The sequence below is a fragment of the Paenibacillus sp. J22P218 genome (assembly GCF_056269195.1).
Map to the genome: position 1 here is coordinate 35,172 of NZ_JBWDNL010000006.1, position 12,241 is coordinate 47,412.

9 protein-coding genes and 1 riboswitch are annotated in these 12,241 nt (G+C 49.6%); of the genes, 2 read left to right on the forward strand and 7 right to left on the reverse strand.

Going from position 1 to position 12,241, the window contains the following annotated elements:
* A complete protein-coding gene (locus tag AC0YN0_RS23795) occupies positions 1 to 723 on the reverse strand; it encodes an urea amidolyase associated protein UAAP1 (protein ID WP_475823513.1) in 723 nt (240 codons plus the stop codon).
* Positions 724 to 798: 75 nt separating this feature from the next.
* Positions 799 to 905: riboswitch (guanidine-I (ykkC/yxkD leader) on the reverse strand.
* Positions 906 to 1,172: 267 nt separating this feature from the next.
* On the opposite strand from AC0YN0_RS23795, the gene AC0YN0_RS23800 reads away from it, so the two are divergent.
* Positions 1,173 to 2,507 carry an APC family permease gene (locus tag AC0YN0_RS23800; RefSeq protein WP_475823514.1) on the forward strand — a complete coding sequence of 445 codons (1,335 nt, stop codon included), beginning with the start codon at positions 1,173 to 1,175 and terminating at the stop codon, positions 2,505 to 2,507.
* Positions 2,508 to 2,562: 55 nt separating this feature from the next.
* Here AC0YN0_RS23800 and AC0YN0_RS23805 read toward each other — a convergent pair whose 3' ends face one another.
* Complete coding sequence (locus tag AC0YN0_RS23805; protein WP_475823515.1) at positions 2,563 to 5,652, reverse strand: response regulator; 3,090 nt, start codon at positions 5,650 to 5,652, stop codon at positions 2,563 to 2,565.
* 177 nt (positions 5,653 to 5,829) lie between these two features.
* On the opposite strand from AC0YN0_RS23805, the gene AC0YN0_RS23810 reads away from it, so the two are divergent.
* Positions 5,830 to 6,771, forward strand: coding sequence for an NAD-dependent epimerase/dehydratase family protein (locus AC0YN0_RS23810; protein WP_475823516.1), 942 nt, complete (start codon positions 5,830 to 5,832; stop codon positions 6,769 to 6,771).
* Between the two features lie 58 nt (positions 6,772 to 6,829).
* On the opposite strand, the gene AC0YN0_RS23815 is transcribed toward AC0YN0_RS23810, so the two are convergent.
* The 5 genes from AC0YN0_RS23815 to AC0YN0_RS23835 form a co-directional block, all read right to left on the reverse strand.
* Positions 6,830 to 7,345, reverse strand: a complete 516-nt coding sequence (locus AC0YN0_RS23815; protein ID WP_475823517.1) for a YhcN/YlaJ family sporulation lipoprotein — start codon at positions 7,343 to 7,345, stop codon at positions 6,830 to 6,832.
* Positions 7,346 to 7,485: 140 nt separating this feature from the next.
* Positions 7,486 to 8,376, reverse strand: coding sequence for a transglutaminase family protein (locus AC0YN0_RS23820; RefSeq protein ID WP_475823518.1), 891 nt, complete (start codon positions 8,374 to 8,376; stop codon positions 7,486 to 7,488).
* A complete protein-coding gene (locus AC0YN0_RS23825) occupies positions 8,373 to 9,368 on the reverse strand; it encodes an alpha-E domain-containing protein (protein WP_442050343.1) in 996 nt (331 codons plus the stop codon). Before AC0YN0_RS23825 ends, AC0YN0_RS23820 begins: the two co-directional genes overlap by 4 nt.
* Positions 9,369 to 9,386: 18 nt before the next feature.
* A complete protein-coding gene (locus AC0YN0_RS23830) occupies positions 9,387 to 10,844 on the reverse strand; it encodes a circularly permuted type 2 ATP-grasp protein (RefSeq protein WP_475823519.1) in 1,458 nt (485 codons plus the stop codon).
* Between the two features lie 256 nt (positions 10,845 to 11,100).
* The gene (locus AC0YN0_RS23835; RefSeq protein ID WP_442050341.1) at positions 11,101 to 12,102 is read right to left on the reverse strand and encodes a protoglobin domain-containing protein; all 1,002 of its coding nucleotides are present in this window, start codon (positions 12,100 to 12,102) and stop codon (positions 11,101 to 11,103) included.
* Positions 12,103 to 12,241: the final 139 nt, after the last annotated feature.

Genomic DNA, 12,241 nt, shown 5'->3' on the forward strand with positions numbered 1-12,241 from the left:
TTAGTTAACCCCTCTCATCAACGCGTAAGCGTTCCAAGTATTTTCGAAAGCGCGTCTGTTCTCTCCGCAGTGATTCAAGCAAAGATCATTTTCGCCAATCGGCTCCGCATCCGTGATGACTAGCTCCACCGCTGTATCCGGATACTGGCTGCCAGGGTCCATCGGATTCGGCGTATTGGACAACACGACGAGCAGATCCATCTCTGTTCTTAGCGTCACTGATCGCCCGGCTGTCGCTTGCTCTTCGTATCTCATCGTGCCGTCCAGCTCGCAAACGATCTTCGAGAAGAAATTAATCGGCGTTGTGAAATCTCTAGCCGTCAGGTTATGCCGGAACAGCTCCACCTTCAAGTTTTGCTCGGCGTTCCGCAGCCAATCGTTTCTCTCGCTTTGGTAACTCGTCACACCGTACTTTGCATCTATGCTCTCTCGTGTCGTATAGCCGGACAAAGTATCATGCCAGCCGACCGTGTCTTCCGTTATCGAAGCAAGCACCTTCCCTTGGTCGCTCATGAGCACATGGCCTGCAGTCAATAGCGCCGTGTGTTGCGCCTTTAGTGTATCTGGCATGTTATATCGTTCGGATGGATGCTGCGCATGGAACAGTAGACAAGCTAGATTCGCCCTATCACCCGCTGCCGTTATTGAAATGGACTTGCCCTTGCTTACATAAGCGGACCATTTGCCGCCCGCCTCAATATTTGCCGTAAAGATTGCTGTCATGTTATTTCCCCCTATCGTTGGATGAAAAAAAGGAAAAAAGCCCAGGAGAATATCAAAAGAAACTCTTTTGATTCATTCTCCCGGGCTTTTTTCCCGCCGTGTACATCGATACTGAAGATCGATGCGTCTTCTCTCGGACCAGGCAATCGCAGAAGCGATTCGGAACCCTAGAAAACTTTCCATATGCAATTTCAAATCTTATGTTATGTATTCTAACATGTGTTTTTCGGCGTGGCAATCGCTTTTTGAAAAAAAATATTTTTACTCCTCTCAAAATGGTGCTCAAACCGTTGATACATATGGATTTTAACGTACTTTTCGGAATATCTGCATCGGAATGTTCGGAAATTAGCCTCTTGTTTTTTTGAAAATTACCTGCAACAATGTGAGGAAACATGACGCAAACAAAAAAGCATGGATTGGCTTGTAGTTAAAGGAGGATGAAACCGATGCAACAACCCGCAGAGTTAAAACGGAACTTATCTTTATCCCACGTGGTCACAATGGGACTAGCCTGGATGTCGCCGATGATTTTCTTCACCAGCTTCGGTGTCCTGCATGAAGGCTCGGGAGGCATGCTGCTAGGCGCATACGTGCTTGCGTTCATCGCTATCCTGTTCACCGCTGCCAGTTACGGCCAAATGGCGAAGGCATTCCCCGTATCCGGTTCGGCGTACACGTACGTAGCGAAGTCGATGAGTCCTTTCTTGGGATTTGTCGTCGGGTGGGCCATCTTGCTCGATTATTTATTCTCCTGTATTATCGCGGCACTCATGTTCGGCATTAATCTAAACGCACAATTCCCTTCCGTACCCACCTTCATTTGGATCATTCTACTGACCTTCGTCGTGATGGTTATCAACATCATCGGCATTAAGACGTCGGCCAATGTCAATAAAGTGTTCGTAGCTCTTCAAGCGGTGTTCATCGCCGGCTTCTGCGCGTTGCTCGTCTATCAAGCGATGAAGAACGGCATTTCCGCTGGCTTCAATCCGCTTCCGGCAAACAATGGCGTTTCCCTCTCCACCTTGCTTGCCGGCGCCTCTCTCGTATGCTTCTCCTTCCTCGGATTCGATTCCATTACGACGATGGCCGAGGAGACGAAGGACCCTAAGAAAACGATACCGCGCGCTATAATGATCATCGTCATAGCCGCCGGCATCATGTATTTCGCAACCGCCTACCTGATTCAACAAATGTACCCGAACTTCTCGTTCAGCAATGTAGACGCGGCTGGCTTCGAGCTTATGGGGGCAATAGGCGGCAGCGCGCTCGCAGCTATCTTTACTTTCGTCATCATCTTCTCCATTCTCTCTCAAGGCATGTCTTCGATGACGACCGTATCCCGCTTACTCTTCGTTATGGGCAGAACGTCTTTGCTTCCGAAAGGCAGCTTCGGCTCCGTTCATCCGAAATACCGCACACCTGTATTCAACATCATACTTGTCAGCATCATTACGCTCGGCTCTTTAGTCATTAGCCTGGAAATTGCGATCAAATTCGTCAGCTTCGGCGCTTTAACCGCATTCCTGTTCGTTAACTTGTCCGTCATCTTCCATTACATCGTCAGAGGCAAGCAAAGGGGAGCAAGAGACATCGTTCTTCGGCTGCTGTTTCCGCTAATCGGCGCGGCATTTGTCTTCTATCTCATCACACTGCTAGATTCCGCTTCACTGCTGCTTGGGTCAAGCTGGCTCGCTCTTGGACTCGTCTATTACGCAGCTAAACGGTTTAAGAAACCGGATAATACTGTCGCCATTGCCGACCTAGAGAACGTTATATAAGCAGAAACAACCGACGAGCTCCATCACTCGTCGGTTGTTTCTGTTTTATCGCTATTTATATCGGATTGTTTCGAATGAATCGTTCGATCTCCTGCTTCACCGTCTCAACTTGCTCTTCCATAAGCAGGAGAAGCTCGTCCCACTGCATATCCGACTTATTCTGCAAAACATATTGCAGCTCTGCGCTCGTTTCACTCAAAGCAACCGCACCGATGTTAGAGGCTACCCCCTTCAAGGTGTGGACGCAGAAGATTGCTTTTTGGACGTCGCCAACCCGCAGAGCCTCACGGATCTCGACCATCGCATTAGCATGATCTGTGACGAACATGTTCAATATTTGCTTATAAAGCTGCTTATTGTTGGCAAGACGCTTCACGGCAGCTTCCACGTTCAAGCCGTTCTCAGCTCCCGACTCGTTCACGCTGGAAGCGGCAGCAGCCTGTAAGTGCCCTTCGCGTACTTCTCCGTTATGACTCTGAAGCGTTCTCTGCAGAACGCTGAACAATTGTACGGGCTCGAACGGCTTGGAAATATAGGCATTCATTCCAGCTGCAAGCACCTGCTCCTTGACACCCTGCATCGCATCAGCCGTAATCGCAATAATCGGCGTATGCTGATCGCGCGCTCTGAACTTGCTCGCCGTTTCGAAGCCATCCATTATCGGCATCTGCAAGTCCATTAATATTGCATCATATCGCTTTACGCTCGTTCGTTGCAACGCTTCGTAGCCATTCTCTGCAACATCGACTAGAACGCCAAGCTCCTGCAGCATCGCCTGCGCCACCTGTTGATTAATCTCATTGTCCTCGACAAGCAGCACTCGCGCATTTCGCAGATTCGTAAACTTTTCTGTCTCGTTGAATCTGGAATCGACGGCATGTTTCCCAATCATCTGCCTTTGGAACAGCTCGACGATTTCGTTATACAGCTGGGACTGGCTGATCGGGTAATACAGCACCTTCTTCACCGATGACGAATTCGAATCTACCTGCAGCTGAGATTCATGGTACGCGCTAATAAGGACAATAACCTGGATTGGCGTTCCATATTCAAGCTTAATTTTCTCTGCAAAATGCGCCGCAGCTTCATCCTTCAGCTTCCAGTCGACGATAACCAAGTCATATCGGCCGCTGCTGCGAATGATCGCTTCGGCGTCCGCGGCAGATTCTGCTGCGCTGACGATGAATTGGAATTGCTCAAGCTGGCTCGTCAAAATAAGTCTCATCTCGAGATCATCGCATACGAGCAGCACGCGCAGAAACTTCAGGTGCGGCGCCACAGGCTCGTTACCACTCAGCGAATCGAAGGAGCCTTTGCCGAATTGTGCCGTGAACGAGAAGCAGCTTCCTTTGCCGAACTCACTTTCAACCCCAATTTCACCATTCATCAATTCTACCAAGCTTTTGCTAATAACAAGACCAAGCCCCGTGCCACCGTATTTGCGAGTCGTAGACATATCAGCCTGCGTGAATTCGCGGAACAGCAGTTGCTGCTGTTCTTCCGTCATGCCGATTCCCGTATCGCTGACCGTGAATCGAAGCACAACTCCGTTCTCGTCGGTCGATACGACCTCTATCCCGAACACGATCTCCCCTTGCTCGGTGAACTTAAGCGCGTTGTTCACTAGATTGAGCAGCACCTGATTGAGTCGGAACGGATCTCCGGTGAGCATTTGCGGCACTTCATGATGGATCGTGAAATGAAGCTTTAACCCCTTTTCATATACCGATAAGCCGATCGTATTGGAAATATTGCTCATAATTTCGTACAGGTCGAAGTCGATTCGCTCTAGCACGATTTTTTTCGCTTCGATTTTCGAGAAATCCAATATATCGCTAATGATGGTAAGCAAATTTTTCGCGGATAGCACCGTCTTATCCACATAATCTTTCTGTTGCTCTGTTAGGCTTGTCTTCTGCATCAAATAGTTGAATCCGATAATCGCGTTCATTGGCGTTCGAATCTCATGACTCATATTCGCCAGAAACTCGCTCTTCGCCCGATTTGCCGATTCAGCTATTCGCGTCGCTTCCTCCAGCATCGTATTCTTGTTCTCTAGCTCCCGCGTGCGATCCTCAACGAGATGCTCCAAGCTTTGCTTATAGTCGAGCAGCGCCTGCTCCGCATTTTTCCGCTCGGTAATATCGTTGCCCGCCAATATAACGCTGCTTACGAGGCCATCTTCGTTACGAACAACATTAAACGTCCAACCGATAAGCCGCTCAGAGCCGCTCTTTGTCACTATAAGCGCCTCGTAGTATTCCTTGCGCGGTCTATCCTCCACGATTTCTCGTAAAATTTCCGTGCGCTCTTCGAAGAATCTTTCGGGAACGCAGGTATCAATCCACTTCCGACCGATAACCTCAAGATCCTCATAGCCGGTCAGTTGACTGCCCTTCCGGTTTAACAACTCGATTCGCCCTTCACGATCGAGTACAACGATCATAATATCGACCAAATCCAGATAAGTTCGCGCCTTCGCCTTCTCCAGACTAAGCTTCTGCTCACCCTTACGGCGTACCGCGCTCGTTTGCTTCGCCAAAGCAATGCCGATTAGGATAGCCATCGCACCGAATATCAAACCCATCCTCTGAGCCCATTTTTGCTGAACGGCCGAACGGTCTACATCTCTCTGCGTTCCTTCAAGATTGAATTTGATCCACTTTTCCCACACCACTTCGCCGCGTTGGCCGATAGGCGTCATTGTTTCCAACATATCAATACCCGTTGAATGATCTCCCATCAGCACGGTATCTATCAGAAACTGACCGTTCAGGAAATATTCAATCGAAATCTTTTTCATTTCCAAATACATGTTTCGTTCCTCGTCAGATATGAGGAAGGCCTCATAATCGTCGAAGCTGTTCTCAAAACTCGTTTTCGTATCGTTATAGACATCAATATATTTTTGAATTTCCGCCTCATTGTCCGCAAGGAGAATTTTCACAAGAACCACCCTGACATGCATGAACGAACTATTCAAATGCGATATTTGTTCAATACTCGGCATCCAGTTCGACTTTACCACATGAATCGTTCGTTTCATCTCCATCATTTGGTAATAGGTTACCCCTATCGTGCAAGTAAGCAATAGGATGATTACTAATAAAATCTTCGTTGATTGGCTTTTTAATGATACTTTCACACTATTCCCCCTTCTTACGTAAACCGATTATAGCATCCAATAAAAGTCACGACTAGATGAGGCAATCAACGATTTAATCCAACCAGAAATACCCATTAATATAAATGAAATGATATAATAACAGCGTATTCATAAAAATGATTTCCCATATCCCACTCGTCCGAAAGAGGTATTGTGATGTCCAAAATATTCATCACCGGCGGTACCGGCTATGTCGGTACCGCACTGGTCCAAGAAATTATCGACACAAAGCTTCAAGCTGTCGTATTGACCCGCTCCTCGCAGAAGGCAGATGCGCTAAGAGCTCGAGGCCTCGAAGCCGTCGTAGGCGATTTGATGGAAGACGGTCCATGGCAGCAGAAGCTCGCCGAATGCGAGTATGTCATTCATCTAGCCTCGCCTCCAACCTGGGGGAAGAAGGTAACCACCAAAATCGCAGAACAATTCGCCAAAGGCCACTACGACATGACGCTTCGCCTCCTTGACCACATCGATGTACATACAATCAAAAATATCGTATACATAGCAGGAACAAGCTATTACGGAGATACCGGCGCCGAGCGTCCAAGAGATGCCGACTTTACTAGCGAGCCGAAAGGCTGGGGCCCTTACATCGCGAATTCCGTTAACGTATTGGATCGCTATATTCAGAAAGGGATGCCTATAACGACCGCTTTTCCCGCCCAAATCTACGGACCCGATTCCTGGATGCCCCAGCTGTTCATCGAACCGATTTACAATAAGAAACCCGTATATTCCTTGAAGGGCTACGAACCGTATTTCTCGCCTATCCATGTCGAAGATACCGCCCGCGCTTGCTTGTTCTTGTGCGAGCACGGCAAGATAGGCGATCGATACATCCTCTGCGACAACGAGCCCATGACCTCGAATGCGTTCATGAAGCTGATCGAGAAGGAACTGCAGCTCTCAGGCAAAGTTCGCTCCATTCCACGATGGTTATGCAAGATCATATTAGGGCCGGTTCTGACTGAATATGCAACAGCTCACACCTACTTTACGAATCGCAAGCTGAAGGAGCTTGGCTTCACCTACCGTTACCCAACGGCGCTAGACGGTGTGCCAAACGTCGTTCAAAACTGGGTTTCCAAGCAAGGCTAGACAAATGAAAAAAACCATGAATGCAGCTTCGAGAGCCGTTCTCATGGTTTTTTTCATTTTATTTTCGACTGTGAAAGCTCTTGTCAATCTCTTTAATCAATGCCGACATATCGCTCGACATCGACTTCATCCCGCTATCGTTAGACGCCGCTCCAGTCTTTTGCACCTTTATTCGGTCACTCAAGCTTTGATCGGATGTGACGTGCAGACGATAAGCAGGATATTGAATTCTTAGCGCCGAATACACCTGCTTCTCAATAATGCCGCGCTTGCCCGCGTTCTCGACCTCGATGCCTACCAATGCATCATCGCCGTACAGCTGAACATTCGCCGACTTCACGCCATTCACAAGCTGTGCGCGTTCCGCCAGCTGGGAAGCTTTTGCAGACGCATCGTTCATATTCATCTTCTTGCCGGGCAAGTTGCGATGATCATCGTTCGTCATCTGCACCTCCAAGCGATGCGCGCCTTCCTGCGCCTGCTGCTTAACCTTGTTAGCAGTGGCGCAGCTAACAAGCGAAAGACCAAGCGACAGCACGAACACAGACATCAAGATCACTTTCCAACGTTTCATCCTATTGTTCACCTCCTATTTTCCTGTTTATAACATTTGCCGCAGGCGGCTATTTATTCATAGGAAAAACAAAAAAACAGCTACTCAGCCTCCATTCGGCCTCGCAACTGTTCTTCCAATCCGCTATTTAGATAAGTTCGTCAATCTTCCATCTTGCGCACGTCAACCGTCACCTGCAGCAGCTGCTCCCCGGTCCCCCGGTAGACGCCTTTCACAGGCACAATATCCTTGTAGTCGCGGCCATGGCCAAGCTTCACATACCGCTCGCCGACAGGGTCCGTATTCGTCGGATCGAAGCTGCACCAGCCAAGGCCCGGCACGAACGCCTCGACCCATGCATGCGACGCTTGCTCGAAGTCCGCGCTTCCGCCCTGCAGATCACCTACGAAGTGATAGCCGCTGACATAACGCGCCGGAACGCCTAGCGCTCTGCTGCAAGCTATCATCAGATGCGCGAAGTCTTGGCATACGCCGCGCTTGTGCTCGAACATATCGCTTGTTTTCGTCTTAACGTTTGTCGCTTCGGGATCATAGATGAACTCTGTCCGAATCTGCGAAGATAACGCCGTAAGCCAGTCCAGTACGCTAATGACTTGGCCGTCTTCGGATGGGATAAGCGCAGATGCGAACCGCTCCACTTCTTCCGTGTTCGACGTGTATTCCGTATGCAGCAGAAACTCGGTGAAGCGATTAGCCGCTTCCTCGGTTCGCAGCCATTCCCATGCTTGCCCAGGCGGTCGCTTGCTGAGGTATAAAGCCCGCTCCTCTGCAGTCGGCGCTTGCTTCGTCACGACCGTCATCAAGGTCCTTATCGTCAGTCGTCTATGCGGTCCGTTAACGGAGAAGGCGTGAACGCGATTGCCGAAATAATCCTCGAATGTGAACAACGAGGCGTTCGGCTCGATCGAAATTTGCTGCTGATAGCAGGATTGTCGTTCATTCGTACTCGGCGTCAGCCTAATTTCATTGACACTGTCCGTAACCGGATCGGCATATTCGTATTGCGTAACATGAGAGATATTCAGCTTCATGCGCTTGCTTCCCCCATTCGAAAAAAGGTTTTGGCAAACAAGCCGCCCAATTGCTGGCAGGAGTCAAGCAAATGCGTCACGATCATTCCTCCGCGGTCAATCGCCATATCGTCATGCTCAAGGCAAGCGAGATCGGCTTTCACCTTGCCAACCTGACGGATGACCCGCTCATGAGCGCTGCGCAGCTGCTTATCCTGCAGCTCGATTCGGCGCATATGATCGTCGAGCGTATGGAAAGCAAAATGAACAGAGCGCGGGAATACTTGGTTCAATATGACGAATTCAACAATCGATTCTACTGTGATTCCGTCCGCATAATAGCGGCGGAAAGCCTGGTAGCCGCTCACCGAACGGAGCACCGCCTGCAAATAAGGGTAAGCAGTTGACACATTCCACCCATCTCCGCTTGCCGCATTGCCGACTGCCTTAATAATGCGAAGCGTATTCTCCGCACGCTCAAGATAACGGCCGCATTCAATGAAATGCCATTCGTTCTCGCGCGGCATGACCGACTGTCCTACGCCTTGGAATAGAGCCGTCCATTCCTTTATCTTGCCGAAGAACAGATGCGGGGATTCGCGCAGCAAATCATCTGGCTGCTTCTCTCTCAGCCATAGATAGAATCCGTTCGTTGCATCCCACATCTCACTAGGCACTTTCTCGCGAAGCGTCCGCAGATTGCCGCGGGCATGACTGACACAGGACACGAGCGAGTTCGCATTATCGCGATCGAGAGTCGTATAGTAGAGGACATCTCGTTCACTATAGGAGCCATACTGCTGCTCGTAAGCTTCGCGGCTTCCTAACGCATCAACGATTCTTGCCCACTTCGACACAGGCTCGGCAGCTCCGCCGCCCGACTCCTCTGCGTCAACAGCATACTCATCCTCAACTTGCAAATGATAATGCACATCGATTAATCTTGCATGGTTTTCCGCCCGCTCCATATATCTCCCGATCCAAAACAAAGCCTCCGCATTCCGATTCAGCATGGCTTTCCCTCCGTTCTATTATCGATTAAGCACCCATGTATCTTTCACGCCGCCACCCTGCGAGGAGTTGACGACGAGAGAGCCTTCCTTCATTGCTACGCGGGTAAGCCCTCCTGGAATGACATGCGTCTCATCGCCCATCAGCGCGAAGGCGCGCAGGTCAATATGACGCGGGGTCATCTGTCCATCAAGCATGACGGGAGCACGCGACAGCTTCATCGTCGTCTGCGCGATATAGCGATCCGGCTCTCGCTTGATCGCCTCGGCGAACTGCTGGATTTCCTTCTGCGTCGCGGTTGGACCGATCAGCATGCCGTATCCGCCCGAAAGCGAAGTTTCCTTGACAACGAGCTGATCCAAATGATCCAGCACATACTCTCTCTCTTCTTTGCGGGACAAAATATAAGTCGGCACGTTATGAAGGAGCGGCTCCTCGCCCAAGTAATAACGAATCATATCAGGCACATAGGCGTATACCGCCTTATCGTCCGCTACGCCTGTTCCCGGAGCATTGGCAATGGCAACATTTCCTGCCCGATACGCATTCATAAGTCCAGGCACGCCTAGCAAGGAGTCAGGCTGGAAGGCAAGCGGATCCAGGAAGTCGTCATCGATGCGGCGGTAGATCACGTCAACCTGGCGAAGTCCTCGCAGATCGCGCAAATAAATTTTGTGATCTTTATAGACGAGGTCTCTTCCTTCGACGAGGTGAATACCCATTTGCTGCGCAAGGAAAGTGTGTTCATAATAAGCGGAGTTATAAGCGCCAGGCGTGAGCAATACGATTAGAGGATCGCGTTTGCCATTTGGGGAAAGCGCGCGAAGCGAGCTTAAGAAACAATTCAAGCTTCGGTCGATGCTTTGCACCGAACAGGACAAATACAGATCATGGAATAATTCACTCATTAACGTCCTGCCCTTGAATAAGTAAGAGAAACCCGAAGGCGAGCGCAAATTGTCCTCGAGGACAAAGTAGCGGCCCTTCTCATCTCGAATCAAATCAATGCCCGATGCTGTAATATATACACCTCCGGGAACATGTAGACCAGCCATTTCCGGACGGAAATACGTGTTGGATACGATCATGCGCCGAGGAATGATGCCGTCTGCAACGATCCGTTGCCCATGATATACGTCGTGGCAAAATGCGTTGAGCGCACGTATACGCTGCTTAACTCCGCGGTCGACTGCCTCCCATTCATGCTTCGGTATAACGCGAGGGATATAATCGAACGGAATCGTACGTTCAAGCGGCTCGCTCTGCCCACCGCTATAGAGCGTGAAAGTAATACCTTCCTCCAGCATCCGCTGGTTGATTGCATTCTGACGGACCGTAAGCTCCGCCTGCTTCATTCTGCCGAATAAGCGATGAACATTGTCATAGTGAGGCCGTACCGAAAAGTCCTTGTCGAACATTTCATCATAAAATGCTTGCGAATCGTAATAATGCGAATGCGACTGTTTGGCCGTCGACATGACAACCGCCTCCTCCATGATGAGCGCAGCACCTAATTGGTGCTTGCAGCATGAACATTTCGTCCATACGAGCTAGATATATGTCAAAAAACTTAACATTTATCTCACTGCCATGTATAAATGTTAGGATAATCATACTAAATTCCGAAAATTGTGTCAACTTACTTAACATAAAAGCAGGAACCCTCCATGTGAGAGAATTCCTGCTTTTTCTAGGCTGCGGATATAAGTAATAGTTCGAGTTATTTATTCGTGACTATGAATTCAATTGCTGCAAGTCTTTCGTAACTTTATCAACCATATGAACGAAGGATGCAAGCTCCTGCGAACGGGCTGCTTGATTGCGCGCCTCCACCGACGTTAGCTCCGACTCGGAACGAACGGCGGAGAGTTTCTTATCGATTTCTTCCAGCTTCGCTTGAATGCCTTCTAACGCATTGCGGGACGATGCAGCCAGCTTCCTGACCTCGTTCGCGACAACTTCGAACCCTCTTCCTTGTTCGCCGGCTCTAGCAGCTTCGATAGCGGCATTCAGCCCGAGCAGATGCGTCTGATCCGACAAGCCGCGGATGAGCGTGCCCATCTCGCCGATGCCATCGAGCTCTTCGCGCAGCTCTCCTAACAGTGTATGCGTCTTATCCTGAGATTGCGAAGTCGAAACGGCCGTTGCCGCAATTGATTGCGCACCCTCGTCCAATTCGACCATAAGCGAAGCCAGCTCCTGCACAGCTCCCGTAACGGTGCTCAGCATCGTAGCACGCGAATCGGCAAGCTCCTGTACTTTCTGCTGCTCGAAGCCATGATACGCTTCAAGTACGAATTGCGAATCCAGATTGAACATCTTCGTAAGCGAATAGACGACATGCTGCCATTGCTCGGGAAGAACGCGCTTAAATACGAGCGTCGCAATGTCCAGATACGTCATATACGTCCCCAAATACCAATCCGTCGTAAGTCCGATCCGGGAATGAACCGCTCCTATCCGTATTCTATTATCAATAAACGGCTGGTCTATGACGCCATCGGCGAGAGACATCCAATAAACCCGCTGCGTTTCCTTCAACCGTTCAATATTGCTAACTCTGGAAATAAGCTCGACAAGGTCCGGCTGGCTGCCGACGCTGTCGTAGAAACGATCGACCACCTCGTCCACAACTTGGGCAAAGACGGGCCGATATCCCGCTAATAGCTGCAAATCTTGTTCCGATATACCGGTATAGTCCAGTTGCTGCTTACGCTCTGCTGATACTTTAATCACTTGGCAAGACCCCTTCGGCGTATAGTCTTTCACTATCTCCTATTATATCGGAAAAGATACGCTATATTATAAAATTTTAGCTTTTTTATTGAAGGATACGCCTACCCCGACAAAGAAGCTGACGGGCCGTGCATCCGTC

Bases quoted from the DNA above. Each gene is read 5' to 3' on its own strand.
- AC0YN0_RS23795 (WP_475823513.1), bottom strand. From the start codon at position 723: ATGACAGCAATCTTTACGGCAAATATTGAGGCGGGCGGCAAATGGTCC.
- AC0YN0_RS23800 (WP_475823514.1), top strand. From the start codon at position 1,173: ATGCAACAACCCGCAGAGTTAAAACGGAACTTATCTTTATCCCACGTG.
- AC0YN0_RS23810 (WP_475823516.1), top strand. From the start codon at position 5,830: ATGTCCAAAATATTCATCACCGGCGGTACCGGCTATGTCGGTACCGCA.
- AC0YN0_RS23815 (WP_475823517.1), bottom strand. From the start codon at position 7,345: ATGAAACGTTGGAAAGTGATCTTGATGTCTGTGTTCGTGCTGTCGCTT.
- AC0YN0_RS23820 (WP_475823518.1), bottom strand. From the start codon at position 8,376: ATGAAGCTGAATATCTCTCATGTTACGCAATACGAATATGCCGATCCG.
- AC0YN0_RS23825 (WP_442050343.1), bottom strand. From the start codon at position 9,368: ATGCTGAATCGGAATGCGGAGGCTTTGTTTTGGATCGGGAGATATATG.
- AC0YN0_RS23830 (WP_475823519.1), bottom strand. From the start codon at position 10,844: ATGTCGACGGCCAAACAGTCGCATTCGCATTATTACGATTCGCAAGCA.